Origin of the sequence: Bacillus cereus group sp. MYBK5-2 (genome assembly GCF_051915685.1) — a bacterium.
Lineage (GTDB): Bacteria > Bacillota > Bacilli > Bacillales > Bacillaceae_G > Bacillus_A > Bacillus_A cereus.
Map to the genome: position 1 here is coordinate 26,310 of NZ_JBQAFE010000009.1, position 17,543 is coordinate 43,852.

The window sequence follows — 17,543 nt, forward strand, 5'->3', positions numbered from 1 at the left end:
TTCTTTTTACTATTTTGATTTCCCTTTACAATTATGTAAATTTCTCCATTTATTCCGTACAAAATTATGGATATTCTACTTTCAGTATACTCTTTTATCAATATATACTCTAGATTTTATTGTAAAGAAAGCAAAAAGCCTAATCCAATATTTGGATTAGACCGCTTGTAAAATATATTTAGCATGTTCTACATTTTTCTCAGTAGGTGGTTCTACATTTGCGAGTGGATACTTGTGTCCAAGCGCCTCCCATTTATATACACCAAGCTTATGATATGGTAACACTTCAACTTTTTGAACATTAGACAGACTTTGAATAAAGCTAGATAGTTTTTGTAGATCCTCTTCATTATCCGTAACACCAGGAACTAATACGTGTCGTACCCAAATCGGTTTATTCTTATCCGATAAATAACGAGCAAATTGTAAAATATGTTCATTTGGTTTCCCTGTTAATTTACGATGCTTTTTGGAATCGATATGTTTCAGATCCAATAAAACTAAATCTGTATAATCCATTAAAATATCTAGCTTATTTTGGAATTCTGGTTCCTCAGAATAACAACCACCAGAAGAGTCGATTGTTGTATGGATACCAGCCGCTTTACACTTTTTAAACAACTCAATTAAAAAGTCTAGCTGTAATAATGGCTCTCCACCGCTAACTGTTATACCGCCTCCGGAAGCTTCAATAAATGGAAGGTAACATGTCACATCCTGCATCACTTCTTCAACTGTTATTTCTTTACCTTTACCAATTTCCCACGTATCAGCATTATGACAATATTGACAACGTAATAAACACCCTTGTGTAAATATGACATAACGAATCCCTGGGCCATCAACAGTACCACAAGACTCTACAGAATGTATTCTTCCTTTTACCATGTTACTTCCTCCTTTATTGAAACAGCCTCCCTTCGCTATATATTAAGAGCGAAGGGACACTTTTTTTCATTTACATGCTTTCATGCATTGTACGGTTAATTACATCAATTTGTTGTTCACGAGTTAATTTAATAAAGTTTACAGCATAACCAGATACACGAATTGTTAATTGTGGATACTTCTCAGGATGTTCCATTGCATCCATTAATGTTTCACGGTTAAATACGTTAATATTTAAGTGGTGCCCTTCTTTTACTGCATAACCATCAAGCATTGATACTAAGTTACGTACTTGTACATCATCTTCTTTACCAAGTGCTTTCGGAATAATAGAGAACGTATTAGAAATACCATCTTGTGCATCTTCATATGGTAATTTAGCCACAGATAATAATGAAGCTAATGCACCTTTTGTATCACGTCCATGCATTGGGTTCGCACCTGGTGCAAATGGTTCTCCAGTACGGCGGCCATCTGGAGTATTACCAGTTTTCTTACCGTATACAACATTAGATGTGATTGTTAAGATTGACATTGTATGAACAGAATTTCTGTATGTTTTATGTTTACGAAGTTTATTCATAAATGTTTTTACAAGATTTACAGCAATCTCATCTACACGATCATCATTGTTACCGTATTTAGGGAAATCTCCTTCAATCTCGAAGTCAACTGCAATACCATTTTCATCACGAATTGGTTTTACTTTTGCGTATTTAATTGCACTTAATGAATCTGCTACTACAGATAGACCAGCGATACCTGTTGCCATTGTACGAAGAACGTTTGTATCATGAAGTGCCATTTCAATACGTTCATAGCTATATTTATCATGCATGTAATGGATAACATTTAATGTGTTTAAATATAGGCCCGCTAACCATTCCATTGTCATATCAAACTTATGCATAACTTCTTCATAATTTAATACTTCAGAAGTAATTGGTGCGTACTCAGGACCAACTTGTGCTTTTGACTTTTCATCTTTACCACCGTTAATCGCATATAATAATGCTTTCGCTAAGTTTGCACGAGCTCCGAAGAACTGCATTTGTTTACCGATTCTCATTGCAGATACGCAACATGCAATACCGTAATCATCGCCGTATTCAGGACGCATAATGTCATCATTTTCATATTGAATTGCTGATGTTTTAATAGACATTTTCGCACAGTAGTTTTTAAAGTTCTCTGGTAATTGTTTAGACCAAAGAACAGTTAAGTTTGGTTCTGGAGCTGGTCCTAAATTATCTAATGTATGCAAGAAACGGAATGAGTTCTTTGTTACTAATGGACGACCATCTAATGCCATACCACCGATAGATTCAGTTACCCAAGTTGGGTCACCAGAGAATAATTCATTATAATCAGGTGTTCTTGCGAATTTCACAAGACGTAATTTCATAATGAAGTGATCTACAATTTCTTGTACTTCTTCTTCTGTTAAAGTACCATTTGCTAAATCTCTTTCAATGTAAATATCTAAGAATGTAGAAGTACGTCCAAGACTCATTGCAGCTCCGTTTTGCTCTTTAATCGCTGCAAGGTATGCGAAGTATAACCATTGGAATGCTTCTTGTGCATTTGTTGCTGGCTTAGAAATATCGAAGCCATGAGAAGCAGCCATTTCTTTTAACTCTTGAAGTGCACGCATTTGCTCAGATAACTCTTCGCGTAAACGCATTGTATCTTCGCTCATTACACCACCAGTTAAATTCAAATCAGCTTTTTTCGCTTCAATTAAATAATCAATACCATATAACGCTACTCGGCGATAGTCACCGATAATACGTCCACGTCCGTATGCATCTGGAAGACCAGTAATAACACCTGATTTACGTGCATTTCTCATTTCTGGTGTGTATGCATCAAATACACCTTGGTTATGAGTTTTTCTCCACTCTCTAAAAATACGACTAAGTTCTTTATCCATTTCGTATCCATAAGATTCACAAGCTTGTTCTGCCATACGAATACCACCATATGGTTGTAAAGAACGTTTAAATGGTTTATCAGTTTGGAAACCGACTACTTTTTCAATATCTTTATTTAAGTATCCTGGGTCATGTGATGTAATAGAAGAAACAATTTTTGTATCCATATCAAGAACGCCACCGTTTTCACGTTCTTTCGTTGTTAAATCCATTACTTGATCCCAAAGTTGTTTCGTTGCTTCAGTTGCTTCTGCTAAGAAAGATTCGTCCCCTTCGAAAACGTTTACATTATTTAAAATGAAATCGCGAACATCAATCTCTGCTTTCCATTTTTCACCTTTAAAGTTTTCCCATGCGTTTTTAACATTTTCTAATACTTGAGTCATCCTAATCTCCTCCATTTTTGATTAGTACAGGACTAAGATTTTTTATATAACAGCTTACACACTTAGAATACTACTTTTTTACGAAAGTGAACGAAATAGTTGTGACATGTTTGTGAAATGTTGAGCAAACTACTATATATATAGTGTTAACTTCATTTAAAAGTCTTTAAAATTAACCCTTTCCTTAATTGTATTTTTTTGGTATCCTTATATACGAGTCCTATTTTGTAATATAAGAACAATACCCATTGTAGAGCTGTAATACTCTTATCTCCTAATCTGTTATAGTTTTTATAACAGAACAAAAAAGTGTACACATGTTGTACACTTTTTTTGTTACTTCTATAAAACATCTCTTTTTCTATTGCCATCATAGAATCCGCCACGATTGTCTGTTAATGCAATTATTTGATCTAGTCCTTCTATATGATCACCTATAATTCGAAGTACAGCTGGTGGATGACCTATTTTAGCAAAATGTTCACTGGGACGAATACGGTTCACCTTATCGACCTCAACACGACTTACACATGCAACTTCAAATCCTGAAAGAATAGCTTTCACTTGGGCTACACACGGCGCCAGTAAAGATCTATACCCAATTTCTTTCAAACACTTACGGCTAAACGCATTCGGTACAGCGATAAGAGAGCCTACGCCTAGATCTTTTCTATCACAAGCTAAATTTAATGCATATTTAAATGCAGTTACAAGATGAAGCGGTACTCTTAAATCTAAATAATGATTTAGATCATTTAATGCAACATCTGTTCCATCTGCAATAGCTTTCGCAAAAGGATACAGCTCACTCGCTGGAATAACAAAATCGCCATCTATAAATAACACAATTTCTCCTTTTGCAAAATACGTTCCAAGTGAGCGCCCCACATCATTTCCGAGTGCTTCTTTATATACAATTGTCGTTGCCCCTTTGTCTTTTGCAATTTTTTTCGTTTTATCTGACGAACCATTTACGACAACGATAATTTCGAAGGGTTCAATTTTGCGAAGCTCTTCTATAACGTTTCCAATTGTTTTCTCTTCATCTTGTACGGGAATAACAACCGATAGTTGCTTTCCTTTATACAAATCAGATGTAACACCCCACCCTTGATAAAACTCTTCAAAACTTAAAGTATGATAGACACTATCCCTTTTCCTATTTCCATCATAATATCCTCCGCGCTCATCACTGCTTAATATCCGTTCTGCTACTGCTTCTATATGATCACCTATCATTCTTTTTTCAGATTGGGAAAGATTTGGCCCATATGCAGCATGCTGGAATGGACGAAATTTATTCGGCGTAATAACGTCAATGGCACAATGACGACTAATTCTCCATTTACTTTGAACTAGGTGTAAATGAGCCACAATAGGATTAACAAAACATTCATATCCGATGCTTTGAACGACTTCTTTCGTCAGCGCATGAGGTACATCTAATAAAGAATTCATTTTTAATTCTTCACGCTCTAACATTGCATTTAATATTTGGCGCCATACTGTAATAGAAGTGGTTTTTTGCCTTTTTAAAAATAATGCATCCAAATTATTTAAAACTACATCTGCCTGATCGTATAAAATCGGATTAAGGAATAATTTTAATTTTGAAGTTGGAATAGCAAAATCACCATCTATAAATAGTAATACATCACCTATCGCATGTTTTGCGCCGACTGCACGTCCAACATCGTTCCCTAGTAGCTCTGTATGCTTGATTACTTTACACCCTAAACGATCTGCAACATCTTCTGTTCCATCATTACAACCGTTTGCTACTACAATGATTTCTACTGGATTTAATGGTCTTACCGATTGAATAACGTCTGAAATCGTATCGACCTCATTACATGCAGGAATAATAACAGATAATGACTTAGCCATTGTTTTGTTCACGAAACCACTTAATTGTTTCCTTCAATCCGTTTTCCCACGTTACTTTCGCCTGAAATTGAACAAGCTCTTTTAATTTTGTTACATCTGGTCTTCTATTTGGAATTTCTTCAAAACCATGAGGATATACTTCTTCAAAAGGCACTTGTACAATCTTCGAAGAAGAATTCGTTAATTTTTTAATTACTTCTGCTACTTCTTTTATACTCTGTTCATTCTCAGAACCTATATTAATAATCTCACCATTTACCTTCTCATCCATTGCCCGAATTGTTGCTTCTACCGCATCACTCACATACGTAAAACAACGTGTCTGCTTTCCATCTCCATATACGAGAATGTCTTCTCCTTGCAGTGCCGCACGGATAAATCGCGGAATTACTCCTGCATACGGACCATCTTTCGCTCTTGGACCATAAATATTAAAATATCGAACAATCGTTACCGGTAAGCCTTCTAATGCGTATCCTAAACATAATGTTTCTTCTAACGTTTTACAAACCGCATAACTCCAACGAATTTTAGAAGTCGCCCCGTACAATCGATCTCCCTCTTCAGAGAAAGGCGGCTTGGCCTTACCATATACTTCTGAAGTAGAAGCAAAAACTACTTTCTTCTTTCCTTTTAGCGCTGCTTGTAAAATATTTCTCGTCCCATCAAAATTCGTTTCTATGAGCTCTATACTTTTTTCCATTGTTGTTTTCACACCTAAAATTGCTGCTAAATGAAACACGACATCATGCTGATCTACTAATTCATAAATAGAATTTTTATCTAAAACACTTATTGGAATAACACGGATTTCTTTCATTAACTCTTTATGGTACTTATTTTTACCTTTATAAAAGTTATCCACAACAGTGACCTCATAACCTCTTCTCATCAACTCTTCAGCTAAATGTGACCCGATAAATCCGGCTCCACCTGTAATTAAACATTTCTTACTCATTTACTCACCTTCTTTACAATCCCGCGTGTATCTATTACTCGGTCTATTCCTTTAAAAAGCTTCCAATCAATATTAGAATGATCCGTTAAAATTAAAATACAATCCGCTTTTTTAACTTTTTCTTCATCTAAAGAAACAGATTGGTACACCTTATCTCCAATTTCCGCGGAAGAAATATAAGGATCATGATATTCTATCTCGTATCCTTGATTTCTTAATAATTGAATAATCGGTAACGCTGGTGATTCTCTCAAATCATTTACATCTTTTTTATACGCAATCCCTACAATTAACACCGTTGCAGGTAATTGCACCACACTTTTTACTTTCCGGACCATTTTCTCTGGCATTTCTTCATTAATTATATGTGCAGCCTCAATTAATTGACTAATTGCTCCATTCTTTTTTATTCTCCATTGAAAATATAAAGGGTCTACGGGAATACAGTGTCCCCCTATCCCTGGCCCTGGCCAATACGGAGTAAACCCAAATGGTTTTGTAGATGCCGCTTCAATGGCCTCATAAAAATCAATGCCTAAACTTTCACATAGTGTGTTTAGTTCATTTACTAAAGAAATGTTAACTAAGCGCTGAATATTTTCAAATAGCTTGCACATCTCTGCTACTTTCGGAGAGCTAACAGGTACAACTTCGTCAAAAATGGTACTATATAAATCCTGTACCTTTTGTTTACACTTTTCTGTTTGTCCACTAATAACTTTTGGAATAGCTTGAACTGAATATTGACTATTTGCTGGATCAATTCTCTCAGGGGAATATCCGATATAGAAATCTTCCCCTACCTTTTTACCATTTTGAGAAATAATAGGTAGGATGACTTCTTCAAGTGTACCTGGATATGTGGAGCTTTCAAAAATGAAGGTTTGTCCTTTTTGAAGGTTTTGTTGTATATAATGCGAAGCTGAAATGAGGGCACTTAAGTCTGGTTCTCTTTGTTCATTAATTGGAGTCGGGACAGTGACAATAACATAATCACTATTTTGAAAATCAGCAATGCCTTGATCCGGTGTATTTACTGTTAATTTTTTTTTCGTCAATAAACTTTGTAACTCTTTAGAAGAAACATCCGGAATATAACTTTCTCCTTTTATAATTGAGTCTATTTTTCTAATATCTTTATCTAATCCAAGTACTGTATGCCCTCTTTCTGCAAAATGTACCGCTAAAGGAAGGCCAACATACCCTAGCCCAATAATAGCTACTTTACTACTATTCATTTGTATTCTCTTCTTCCCTTCTCAATTGTTGAATTACATCTCTATCTCTATCTCCATCTGTAAAACCACCACGTTCGTCCGTACATTGTAATAAATACGCAACCGCTTCAAGTTGATCACCGAAAATACGATCAAACGCTGAAATACGCCCATTTACAAATTCGTGTTGCTCTGGACGTACTCGATTTGTTTTTATAACATCTACTAACTCTACTGTTGTAATAGAGAATCCTTCTAAAATAGCTTTCACTTGTGCTAATGGCGGAATGATAAGGGAATCATATCCTATTTTCTCTATTACCTTCTTATGAATGGCATGTGGTACAGCAGTTAGTGAGTTATTCCATAAATCTGGTCGTTTCGCTATCAAATTCACAAAGTATTTTCCCATACTAATTGGATCTGCTGGATGAAACATATCTAATAAGCATTGTAAATCATTTAACACCACGTCATTTCCATCTTCAACAGCATGTAAAAATAGAGTGAGTTTTTTTGCTGGAATAACAAGATCACTATCAACGAATAAACAAATATCTGCCGTAGCATGCATGGCACCTATTGCTCGTGCTACATTATGTCCAAGCGCCTTCGTAAATTCAACAACAATAACATTCTCTAGCTTTGCCTGTTTAACAGTCTCAACATCTGCTCCATTCGCGACAACTATAATTTCATCTACACCTGCTTCTTTCACTTCTTTTATAACAGACCTTATGGTCATTTTCTCTTCTGATACTGGGATAATGGCACTATATTTCGCTTTATTCTTTTGTAATAAAACTGGTTTATACTTTCCTACAAACTCTCTATCTCTATTGTCCTCTGAAAAACCACCGCGTTTACCATATGTTTCGATTACGTATTGTAAAGCTCGCAAATGATCACCCATAATACGACTAGTCGCTTTCGGATAAGGAGAGCCAGGTGATGTACCAGTATGCACAGGACGAACTTTATTTGTGTAGATGACATCAACTGAAGCCATATCAGAAATATCTACTCCTCTAGACATCGCCATCGCTTGAAATAATGCTGGATCTGCTAAATTCCACCACCCCAGTTTTTCAATCACTTTACGACTTATCGCATGTGGTATTGCAATTAAAGATCCTACAACAAACTCTTTCTTGTTCAAATAACGATTTAACATATATTTTCCAACCGTCGTATAATGCGGTCTCATCTTCAAGTAAACGGACCATGTTAAATTATTTAAAACAATCTCATGTCCTTGTCGTATTCCTTTAATAAAATTGTATAATTCTTCACTTTTCATGACGATATCACCATCTAAAAACAAAACAATCTCGCCTTTTGCTTCTCTAGCACCAATTGCCCGTCCCACATCATTACCAAGAGAATATCTATAATAAATCACACGGCAATTATGCTGTAATGCTATTTCCTTCGTCCCATCTGTCGATCCATTATCTACTATGATAACTTCATATGGTTCGAGCTTTCTTACCTCTACTAAAACTTTTGATAAAGTACTTGCTTCATTATGCACTGGAATAACAACTGACACTTTCATACTTGTATCACTCTTACCCTTCCAAGCGAACATAAGCAATAATAGGAATACGCACAACTACATCTTCTGGTGGTCCATAAGAAGGAGAAGTACGAACAATTACTGCCCCATCCGTCACAGATAAAAGAACGCCTACAATGATTTCTACAGCTGTCACAACTTGCACTAGTTCTCCAACATGGTTACGTAATTCATCAGTAAATAACATATATAACTCTCCTTTCTTACGCTTCTTTAATTGATATAATACTTGTAAATGGTAATAAAACTTCAGTTCCTATTCCTTCTTGCAATGTTAAGAAGTCATCACCAACTGCTACAATAACACCTGTTAATTGTCCAACTGTCACCGTAATTTCTACGTTTTTACCTAAATACTGCTTTGCAATTTCTTTAAAAGGTGATGTATTGCATTCTTTTAAAATGTTACAAATAATAGATTGAAATCTACTTGATTCAATAACTTCTTCCGTAGCTTGCTTAGAGTTTCTTTGAATAAATCTCGCGAAGTTTTGTGAAAATAAAAGTCTTTCCACAGCAGGCAATAACTTATTATCTAAAAAATAATCTAATTGTCTATTAAACAATCTTGATAATTTATGCCAATATTTTCTGAACAGACACATACACTTCTCCTCCTATTATTTTTAGATTATAAAATTTTACATCCATACATCTTAATGTATACAAAATGGATATTTTTGTGATAGGTAAGACATACATTTTCTAAAAGAAATATTTGTTTCAGAGCATAAAAAAAACTATCCAACAGGATAGTTTCTTACACTTCAATATTCCGCAATATCGAATAAATGTCATTATTCACTTTACCAAATGATTTAATATTATTTTGAATGTTAGATAATAAAACAACATATACACTACCATTTTTACTAAATCCGTTTAAGCAATTCCAACCTGGCATTACACCATGATTCGAATAGCTTCCTGGGTCTACGTACCATCCAAACCCGTAATCCTTTTTTCCACCCGTAAACATTTGATCGTAACTCTCTTTTGAAATTAATTTTCCAGAGAATAGTGCTTCGTTAAATAAATATAAATCATGCGCACTTGTGTATATATCACCACAACCATATAGTTGTGACATGCTTGGAATATTAGGTGTTGTCATATTATTATTTACTATTTTATAACCCGTTGATGGGAATCTTGTTTGTTCTAACGCTGTGCCAAAGCCAGAATGTTTCATACCGGCAGTGGCAAAAATATGTTGTTTAATATATTCTTCGAGTGACTGCCCACTTACCTTCTCTGCAATATAAGCAAGTATAGAGTAGTTCGAATCAGAATACTTCCACTTCTCTCCTGGACCACCAATACGCTTTTGATTTCCTATCCGCTTTATCAGTTCTTCATGAGAAATATCTTCTTTTCCCTGCTCATATTCGGGAATCCCTGATGTATGTGTTAATAGATGTTTTAGCTGAATATTATTACCTTGTGGAAAATCTGGAATATACTTCGCAACAGTATCTTCTACTTGTAATTTATTTTGATCTTTCAATTGCATAATAGCAGTTGCTACAAACGCCTTTGAAATAGAACCAATATAAAAAGTCGTCTCTGAATTATTCGGTACTTGCTGCTCTTTATTTGCCATACCATACCCTTTATTCAGAAGAACTTTTCCGTTCTTCACAATAACAGCTGTCCCGCTAAATCCTGCGTTTTGTAAATACTGGTCCAATTGAGCGTTTTCATTAATTTCTTGAGGTGGTCCTTCAGCAGGTTTCTCCGCTGCTTGCGCTTGCTTCATTTGTTCTTCCTGCTCTTTTTGTTTTTGCTTCTGTACTTCTTGTTTCTTTTTTTCTTCTTTCTTTTTTAACTCTTCTTGTTTCTTCATTTCTGCTGCCGCTTTTAAAGTTTCTTCTTTCTTATTATGCGCAACAATTTTTGTATACATGAAATATACAAGTGATAATAGTAAGACGAGAATGATTGTTCTTTTTATGTATACAATCGGCCAATGTGCTTTCCCATTCGCATTATTTTTTTCCTGATCCATAATTGCTTTTTTCCCCTTACTCACCAATAATTTAATTCGTCTACTAAAGATTCGTTTTAGTAGATTATGGATAATCCATTCTATATCATCCCTACTTTATCACGCACTGCACATATTACCAACCTATATGTACAAAAAAGAAAAAGAAAATTTACAAAAGTAAGATTCCCGTTAAATTATTAACAAAAAAAAGAGGATATCCTCTAAAAAATTGATGTTATCAATCTTTTTGGACATCCTCTTATCTCATTATTTATACGTGTTTTTTCATATCATCGGCAACAGATTCAACATTTGTACCTACGATAACTTGTACACTTGTATTACTTAATTTCATAACACCTTTTGCACCAGCACGTTTTAATGCTGCTTCATTTACTTGACCAGCATCTTTTACTTGTAAGCGTAGACGTGTTGCACAGTTATCAATAACTGTTAAGTTTTCTTTTCCGCCTAAAGCTGCTACGTAAGTTTCACCAATTGAACCTGCAACTGGTGCATCACCATCTTCAACTAACTCATCGTCATCTTCACGACCAGGAGTTTTTAAATCGAACTTCTTAATTAAGAAGTAGAATACTATGAAATAAATTGCTGCGTAAATTAAACCGATACCTGCTAGTAAGACTGGTTTTGTTGCAATACCGAAGTTTAAAGCATAATCGATTGCACCGGCACTAAATGAGAAACCATCATGAATGCCAAGTGATGTTGTAATGAATAAAGAAAGACCTGTTAGTACAGCATGAATACCATATAATACTGGTGATAAGAACATGAATGAGAATTCAATAGGCTCTGTAATACCAGTTAAGAATGAAGTTAATGCTAGACCAGCTAACATACCAGTAACTGCTTTACGCTTTTCTGGTTTAGCAGCTGCAATCATTGCGAAACATGCTGCTGGTAAACCGAACATCATAACTGGGAAGAAACCAGTCATAAACATACCTGCTGTTTTGTCACCTGCAAGGAAACGAGCAATATCACCATTAACAACATTACCTGCTGCATTTGTAAAGTCCCCAAATACAAACCAGAAGTATGTGTTCATTACGTGGTGTAAACCAATTGGGATTAATAAACGGTTTAATAAACCAAATAATCCTGAACCAATTGCACCTAAATTAACAATTCCATGAGCTAATGCATCAATACCATTTTGAATTGTTGGCCAAATTTGTGCAAATAGAATTCCTAATATCAGCATCACAACTGATGTAACAATTGGAACGAAACGTTTTCCAGCAAAGAAACCTAACCATTCTGGAAGTTTAATCTTATGGAATTTATTATAAAGAAGTCCTGCTATAACACCAACAATAATACCACCTAAAACTTTCATATCTACTTTAGTCGATAATTCAGCAGCCTTAGATACTTGTGTCATTGTATCTGCAAGCTTAGATGGATCTACATTTGCGCTATTACCTATTAAATCTTGGACTTTACCTAATTTACCTTGTAATTCAGCAGTTGAATACCCTTTGCTAAGTGCATCAATACTATTTTTCATAACAAGATAACCAATTGCACCTGCAAGACCTGCTGCACCACTACCATCCACTGAAAGACCGATTGCAATACCAATTGCAAAAATAAGTGCTAAGTTATCAAAAACTGCTGCGCCGGCCTGTGCCATAACAGGAATATCAAATACATCTGGTTGCCCTAAACGAAGCAATAATCCTGCTGCTGGTAGTACTGCGATCGGAAGCATTAACGCTTTACCAATACGTTGTAAAAACTGCAACATTTTAATTCCCCCTAATTAAATTTATGAAATCGTTATCATTATAAGTACGCTTTAGAAAACGCTTTCTATTACATAACCATAATAACATATAGTTGTATAGATGTGTAGTTTTTATTTCTGAACTTTTTATGGATAAATCTCCTATTTCCAAACTGTTATATAAAAGGAAAATTCTCCTTTTTAAAATACAGAATACTCGAAACGAAAGACCTATTATATCACATTGAACTTTCGTTTTATCATTCCACTTTTTCATGTTATTATTTATTTCCGAGCATATCGGGAAAAGTAAACTTAGTTAATTCAAAATAGGAGCGTTGGTACTATGCAGTGCATTGAAACAAACAACTTACAACAGTTGTTAGAACAAGTAAAACCATATACGAAAAAAGGCAAACTTGCTACTTATATCCCCGAACTAGGAAATGCAAATCCAGACGATTTAGGGATTGCCATTTTCCATAAAGAAACAGAATATATCCATGCAGGCAACTCACAAACACTATTTACTCTTCAAAGTATTTCCAAAGTAATTACACTTGCCCTTGCCCTTTTAGACCGTGGTGAAGAATATGTATTTTCTAAAGTTGGAATGGAACCAACGGGTGACCCATTTAATTCTATTATTAAGTTAGAAACGACAAGTCCGTCCAAACCCCTTAATCCAATGATAAATGCAGGAGCATTAGCTATTACAAGCATGTTAGCAGGAAAAGATAACGAGGAAAAAATGGAACGTATTCTTCATTTTGTACGTGAAATAACAGATAATCCTACTATTAATTATTCCTCTAAAGTTGCCGATTCAGAACTAGAGACAGCTTATCTAAACCGTTCACTTTGTTATTATATGAAACAAAACGGAATTATCGATTGTGATATTGAAGAACTTATGGATTTATATACTCGTCAATGCGCAGTTGAAGTAAACTGCATCGATTTAGCACGTATCGGCTTAATTTTTGCAATGGATGGATATGATCCATATAAAAAGAAACAAATCATCCCTAAACATATTACAAAAATTTGCAAAACATTTATGGTCACATGTGGTATGTATAACGAATCTGGTGAATTTGCAATTCGTGTTGGTATTCCTGCAAAAAGCGGTGTAGCCGGTGGTATTTTTGGCTGCGTAAAAGGAGACATGGGAATCGGTATTTTCGGACCAGCTTTAGATGCAAACGGAAATAGTATTGCTGGTTTTAAAATTCTTGAACTTCTTTCTGCTCAAGAAGGTTGGAGCATTTTTTAATCGCGAGTTATCCTGCTATACTAGCAGGATTTTTTATTTCGCCAAAACCTCAATTTTGTCAGTTATCAATCTTCTTATAAAAACAGTGCTGAAAGTTTCTCTATATCATGCATATTTGTTCCCCCCTCCTGAATAATATAGTACAACCTAGCGCTATATGTGGAGGTGTGAAAGATGAAACTAATATTTCAAATGGGAAAACAACCTGTTCTTGAAAAAACAATCCTTCTTTTTATATTGAGTATTGTAGAAAGCTTGAAGTTAAAAGTTGTTTCACTCGACGAAGCTCACCGATACATATTCAATTTAGAAGTACTTGAATTATTAATGGATCGGAACATCGATGATCAAGTACTTGAACTTATTCATTTCGGGATGGGACTTGAAGACATTTATCACGTGCTTCCTGAAGAACTTGAGCATACGATTGAGGAATTAAAATGGCTTTGCATTCAAGTATTAAGTGAGTACAGTATGCATGAAGAATCGGAACAATTAATTGAAGATATACGGTAAAAAAGCACCTATGTAGGTGCTTTTAATGTTTTTTTAAACTATTTTTATACGCCTCAATATTTACTGGTAGCTCTTCCTCTTCCAAAGTATGTTCATTTACATCTTTATGAATGAACGCACCTTTAGGTGGTTGATGATCATGCCCTTTTTTCTTATGATCAAATGCTTTCCCGCGTCCCATACAAATCCCCCTTTCTTAAAAGAAATCCGTATTAGTATGGAGAAAAGTACGTCGATATATGCAATCCCTTGCTGTATTTCCAAGGAAATACTCGAACCTTGTTTTCTACTCTCCTTACAACAACTGATCAATCCCAATAAGAATTAATAACACTCCTGCGATAACTGTCGCCCACTTTCCTAAGTATTCTGCTAAAAATCGTTTCCCTACATACGCAAAGCCACTAATACAAATAAAACTAAACACCCCTGAAATAGTTGCTGTAAGCCAAAGGTTCAAATTTGTTATCCCAGCATCAAATCCACCTGCAATATTATTAATAGACAACGCAATCCCTAATACAATTGCTTCTGAAAAACTAATTGTTTTAGAACCATCAAAATCTGCTTTTTCTGGATCACGTAAAATTCCCATAAGTACATTACCATCTTTAGAGCCTACGGTATTTCTTTGCCCCAAGAAAGGCTGGCACAAAATAAACACCCCGATTATCCCTAAAACGATTGCTCCAATCAGGTTTGCTGTAAACTCTGAAATAAATAACGCGATCCAGTTCCCAAAAAATCCAGCTAATAAAGTAAATAAAAACCCAAAAAATGCGATGATAAAATTGTTGAACCACGAAATTCTAATTTTACGAATGCCATATGCAATCCCAACACCTGCATTATCTAAATTAGAAGCAATCCCGATTAAAAAAATTGAAAATAGACCTGCCGTACTCATAAATAGCCACCCCTTTTCCTCACTTTTCCATGCATCTTATGAAAATGTTGAGCAACTGTGCCTGTCTGTTTCATATACATGTAATAAATGCTCAACATTTTTTCAACAATAAAAAGGAGTGCCTTCGCTATGCCTAAAGAAAATCCAAATGAGCGGCTTAGTAGATTAATAAAAAAACTTTTAAAAGAACGTGCCTTATCTATGCGCCAACTCGGAATGCTTACAAATATTGATCCCGCAACAATCTCAAGAATTATGAATGGTAAACAACCGCCAAAACAAAAACACCTACAAAAATTCGCAGAATGTCTGCAAGTTCCACCCCAATTGTTATTTGATGAAATGTATCCTGATTCTCCTCACATTAATAAAGAAAAGACGGATATGTACACATCTCTTGATACAATTCAGCAAACTCTGCAATCCTCTAACTTATTCGATTTCGACTACACAACAACCCGCGTAAAACAAGAACTTGAAAACTATGAACGATATGCTCAAACAACAGAAGGTGAAAAGCGCATTCATGAAAGTTTCGCGAGCAAGTTAGAACAAATTGATAGTGCTGGCCCTTTCATTGAACAATTAACAGATATGTATCAACAATTTTGCAATGAAACGATTCCAAAAGAAGAGCGTGCAGTTCTTGGTGGCGCATTACTGTATTTCATTTTATCGACAGATATTATTCCCGACTATCTCTTTCCAATTGGCTATTTAGATGATGCGATTGCTGTTGAATTAGCAAAAGAGAAATTAATGGAACTAAAACGAAAGACATAGAAAAATAAAGAACTATTTCAGTTGTTTCTATTTAACTCTGAAATAGTTCACTAAAAAATCGTACAAGTATACATACCTGTACGATTTCAACATACTAATCTATTTTTTCATATGACACCATTCATATATAAATGCTGTTATTACTTTTGTAAATTCAATTAACTGCTCTACTTCTACTTTCTCATTTATTGAATGAGCTTCCTCTAATGTGCCTGGTCCGTAAATAACAGCCGGAATATGAAATTCACTAAACCAACCACCATCCGTTACCGTTGCAGACATATCTAAAATTGCGTTTTTAGAAAGAATTGATTCATGTACTGAGCTAAGCGTTTTTACAGCTGTATGTTCACTATCTATTTCTAAAGAAGGGAAAATTTCGCCACGATCCACAATCATTGATTCTCCGCCCCACTTAAATTGTGGTGGATTTTCACTTAGCCATGGATCGGCAGCTGCTACTTTACCGATATACTCTTCAATTTCTTTTATTATTTGTTCATGTGTTTCATTCGGATAAAAGTGCACTGTTATCCATAACCGGCACTCATCCGCAATAAAAGCTGCATGTCTTCCACCCTCAATAACAGCTGGATTAATTGTTGTTGTTCCAGACGGATAGCCTTCATATGTTTTCATAACTGCCCAATGACGCTCTAATTCTTGTAAACTTTGCACAATTTTCATCATTTTTTCAATTGCACTCGCTCCAAATAAACGTCCTCCAGCATGAATCATTTGCCTACGCGTTGCATCATGAAACGTTTGAGGGCTTTTCACAGTAATCCAGCCAGTAATTACGCCGCCCTGTCCTTGCATATGTAAATTACTCGTATCCACTACGACTGCAAAATCAGCATCATAACCTCTTTTGCAGCATTGAAGTGTACCAGCTTCTCCAACTTCTTCTCCAATTACGGATTGAAAGATTAAATCTCCAGGTAATTCAATACCAGCTTCTTGTAATAGCTGAATAGCAAATAGCGCTCCAGCTAGTCCCCCTTTCATATCAGCTGCACCACGTCCAACTAACCAACCATCTTTTATAAATGGCTCAAACGGATTTGTTTCCCACGCCTCATCTGCCGATACTTCAGCTACATCCATATGTCCATTAATAATAAGACTTTTATATGAGTCACTTTTTGCCCCTTTTTTCACACCAACAACGTTCGGATCATTAGGATATACATCCCATTTATCAACACTAAAATTTTGTTCTCTTAGAAACTCTGCAACAAATTGTTGTGCCTCATTTGTATTTCTCGCCGGCGGTGCTGGTGTTTCAAAACGAATTAAATTCTTTGTAAGCTCTAGTAACTCATCTTTTCGTAAATCAATCTGCTCTAATAGCTGTGAAACTTTTTTATTCATCGCTAATTCCCCTTTACATACGTAGTATGTTTCCAACTTTATTTTCACAAAAAAAGAGACTGTTTACAAATCTTACAGTCTCCAAATTAATTCAT

General features: G+C 35.2%; 17 protein-coding genes and 1 pseudogene. 3 read left to right on the forward strand and 15 right to left on the reverse strand.

Features of this window, described 5'->3' with window-relative positions:
• Positions 1–156 precede the first annotated feature (156 nt).
• The 12 genes and pseudogenes from pflA to ACTFP3_RS23955 all read right to left on the reverse strand — a co-directional run bounded on the left by pflA (position 157) and on the right by ACTFP3_RS23955 (position 12,869).
• A complete protein-coding gene (pflA, locus tag ACTFP3_RS23900; protein WP_000238458.1) occupies positions 157–888 on the reverse strand; it encodes a pyruvate formate-lyase-activating protein in 732 nt (243 codons plus the stop codon).
• A 70-nt stretch (positions 889–958) separates the two neighbouring features.
• A complete protein-coding gene (gene pflB, locus ACTFP3_RS23905; RefSeq protein WP_440011428.1) occupies positions 959–3,208 on the reverse strand; it encodes a formate C-acetyltransferase in 2,250 nt (749 codons plus the stop codon).
• Between the two features lie 152 nt (positions 3,209–3,360).
• Entirely contained in the window at positions 3,361–3,582 is a 222-nt protein-coding gene (locus ACTFP3_RS23910) for a hypothetical protein (protein ID WP_002094217.1), read from the reverse strand.
• Positions 3,551–5,095 (reverse strand): glycosyltransferase family 2 protein, encoded by a 1,545-nt coding sequence (locus ACTFP3_RS23915; RefSeq protein ID WP_440011480.1) that lies wholly within the window; start codon positions 5,093–5,095, stop codon positions 3,551–3,553. Before ACTFP3_RS23915 ends, ACTFP3_RS23910 begins: the two co-directional genes overlap by 32 nt.
• Entirely contained in the window at positions 5,088–6,053 is a 966-nt protein-coding gene (locus ACTFP3_RS23920; protein ID WP_000037018.1) for an NAD-dependent epimerase/dehydratase family protein, read from the reverse strand. The genes ACTFP3_RS23915 and ACTFP3_RS23920 overlap by 8 nt, the downstream gene beginning before the upstream one ends.
• Positions 6,050–7,291, reverse strand: a complete 1,242-nt coding sequence (locus ACTFP3_RS23925) for a nucleotide sugar dehydrogenase (protein ID WP_001088924.1) — start codon at positions 7,289–7,291, stop codon at positions 6,050–6,052. Before ACTFP3_RS23925 ends, ACTFP3_RS23920 begins: the two co-directional genes overlap by 4 nt.
• On the reverse strand, positions 7,284–8,828 hold the full coding sequence (locus tag ACTFP3_RS23930; RefSeq protein WP_440011482.1) for a glycosyltransferase family 2 protein: 1,545 nt from the start codon (positions 8,826–8,828) through the stop codon (positions 7,284–7,286). Before ACTFP3_RS23930 ends, ACTFP3_RS23925 begins: the two co-directional genes overlap by 8 nt.
• Before the next feature lie 13 nt (positions 8,829–8,841).
• Entirely contained in the window at positions 8,842–9,036 is a 195-nt protein-coding gene (locus ACTFP3_RS23935; protein WP_000899470.1) for a hypothetical protein, read from the reverse strand.
• A gap of 16 nt (positions 9,037–9,052) precedes the next feature.
• Complete coding sequence (locus tag ACTFP3_RS23940; RefSeq protein WP_000335531.1) at positions 9,053–9,454, reverse strand: hypothetical protein; 402 nt, start codon at positions 9,452–9,454, stop codon at positions 9,053–9,055.
• A gap of 155 nt (positions 9,455–9,609) precedes the next feature.
• Positions 9,610–10,857, reverse strand: coding sequence for a serine hydrolase domain-containing protein (locus ACTFP3_RS23945; RefSeq protein WP_016121799.1), 1,248 nt, complete (start codon positions 10,855–10,857; stop codon positions 9,610–9,612).
• 253 nt (positions 10,858–11,110) lie between these two features.
• Positions 11,111–12,613, reverse strand: coding sequence for an N-acetylglucosamine-specific PTS transporter subunit IIBC (gene nagE / locus ACTFP3_RS23950; RefSeq protein ID WP_000938900.1), 1,503 nt, complete (start codon positions 12,611–12,613; stop codon positions 11,111–11,113).
• A gap of 141 nt (positions 12,614–12,754) precedes the next feature.
• Positions 12,755–12,869 (reverse strand): annotated as a pseudogene (locus tag ACTFP3_RS23955) (transcriptional regulator).
• Positions 12,870–12,938: 69 nt separating this feature from the next.
• Here ACTFP3_RS23955 and glsA point away from each other — a divergent pair.
• Both glsA and ACTFP3_RS23965 read left to right on the forward strand, forming a co-directional pair.
• Positions 12,939–13,868: a glutaminase A gene (glsA, locus tag ACTFP3_RS23960; RefSeq protein ID WP_001149850.1), complete on the forward strand. Its 930-nt coding sequence runs from the start codon at positions 12,939–12,941 to the stop codon at positions 13,866–13,868.
• Between the two features lie 174 nt (positions 13,869–14,042).
• On the forward strand, positions 14,043–14,384 hold the full coding sequence (locus ACTFP3_RS23965; protein ID WP_000766604.1) for a DUF3969 family protein: 342 nt from the start codon (positions 14,043–14,045) through the stop codon (positions 14,382–14,384).
• Positions 14,385–14,406: 22 nt separating this feature from the next.
• Here the strand turns inward: ACTFP3_RS23965 and ACTFP3_RS23970 are convergent, their stop codons facing one another.
• Together ACTFP3_RS23970 and ytaF are read right to left on the reverse strand one after the other, a co-directional pair.
• Entirely contained in the window at positions 14,407–14,565 is a 159-nt protein-coding gene (locus ACTFP3_RS23970) for a hypothetical protein (protein WP_000532409.1), read from the reverse strand.
• 114 nt (positions 14,566–14,679) lie between these two features.
• A complete protein-coding gene (ytaF, locus tag ACTFP3_RS23975; RefSeq protein ID WP_000100724.1) occupies positions 14,680–15,291 on the reverse strand; it encodes a sporulation membrane protein YtaF in 612 nt (203 codons plus the stop codon).
• 129 nt (positions 15,292–15,420) lie between these two features.
• Between ytaF and ACTFP3_RS23980 the strand changes: the two genes are divergently transcribed.
• Positions 15,421–16,074 (forward strand): helix-turn-helix domain-containing protein, encoded by a 654-nt coding sequence (locus tag ACTFP3_RS23980; RefSeq protein WP_001123718.1) that lies wholly within the window; start codon positions 15,421–15,423, stop codon positions 16,072–16,074.
• Positions 16,075–16,173: 99 nt separating this feature from the next.
• Here the strand turns inward: ACTFP3_RS23980 and ACTFP3_RS23985 are convergent, their stop codons facing one another.
• The gene (locus ACTFP3_RS23985) at positions 16,174–17,496 is read right to left on the reverse strand and encodes an acetylornithine deacetylase (protein WP_100617805.1); all 1,323 of its coding nucleotides are present in this window, start codon (positions 17,494–17,496) and stop codon (positions 16,174–16,176) included.
• Positions 17,497–17,543: the final 47 nt, after the last annotated feature.

What these genes read in the sequence shown, in the direction of transcription:
- ACTFP3_RS23910 (WP_002094217.1), bottom strand. Translation starts at nt 3,582, where the DNA reads ATGATGGCAATAGAAAAAGAGATGTTTTATAGAAGTAACAAAAAAAGT.
- ytaF (WP_000100724.1), bottom strand. Translation starts at nt 15,291, where the DNA reads ATGAGTACGGCAGGTCTATTTTCAATTTTTTTAATCGGGATTGCTTCT.
- ACTFP3_RS23970 (WP_000532409.1), bottom strand. Translation starts at nt 14,565, where the DNA reads ATGGGACGCGGGAAAGCATTTGATCATAAGAAAAAAGGGCATGATCAT.
- ACTFP3_RS23945 (WP_016121799.1), bottom strand. Translation starts at nt 10,857, where the DNA reads ATGGATCAGGAAAAAAATAATGCGAATGGGAAAGCACATTGGCCGATT.
- pflA (WP_000238458.1), bottom strand. Translation starts at nt 888, where the DNA reads ATGGTAAAAGGAAGAATACATTCTGTAGAGTCTTGTGGTACTGTTGAT.
- ACTFP3_RS23915 (WP_440011480.1), bottom strand. Translation starts at nt 5,095, where the DNA reads ATGGCTAAGTCATTATCTGTTATTATTCCTGCATGTAATGAGGTCGAT.
- glsA (WP_001149850.1), top strand. Translation starts at nt 12,939, where the DNA reads ATGCAGTGCATTGAAACAAACAACTTACAACAGTTGTTAGAACAAGTA.
- ACTFP3_RS23980 (WP_001123718.1), top strand. Translation starts at nt 15,421, where the DNA reads ATGCCTAAAGAAAATCCAAATGAGCGGCTTAGTAGATTAATAAAAAAA.
- ACTFP3_RS23935 (WP_000899470.1), bottom strand. Translation starts at nt 9,036, where the DNA reads ATGTTATTTACTGATGAATTACGTAACCATGTTGGAGAACTAGTGCAA.
- ACTFP3_RS23965 (WP_000766604.1), top strand. Translation starts at nt 14,043, where the DNA reads ATGAAACTAATATTTCAAATGGGAAAACAACCTGTTCTTGAAAAAACA.
- ACTFP3_RS23930 (WP_440011482.1), bottom strand. Translation starts at nt 8,828, where the DNA reads ATGAAAGTGTCAGTTGTTATTCCAGTGCATAATGAAGCAAGTACTTTA.
- nagE (WP_000938900.1), bottom strand. Translation starts at nt 12,613, where the DNA reads ATGTTGCAGTTTTTACAACGTATTGGTAAAGCGTTAATGCTTCCGATC.
- ACTFP3_RS23940 (WP_000335531.1), bottom strand. Translation starts at nt 9,454, where the DNA reads ATGTGTCTGTTCAGAAAATATTGGCATAAATTATCAAGATTGTTTAAT.
- pflB (WP_440011428.1), bottom strand. Translation starts at nt 3,208, where the DNA reads ATGACTCAAGTATTAGAAAATGTTAAAAACGCATGGGAAAACTTTAAA.
- ACTFP3_RS23925 (WP_001088924.1), bottom strand. Translation starts at nt 7,291, where the DNA reads ATGAATAGTAGTAAAGTAGCTATTATTGGGCTAGGGTATGTTGGCCTT.
- ACTFP3_RS23920 (WP_000037018.1), bottom strand. Translation starts at nt 6,053, where the DNA reads ATGAGTAAGAAATGTTTAATTACAGGTGGAGCCGGATTTATCGGGTCA.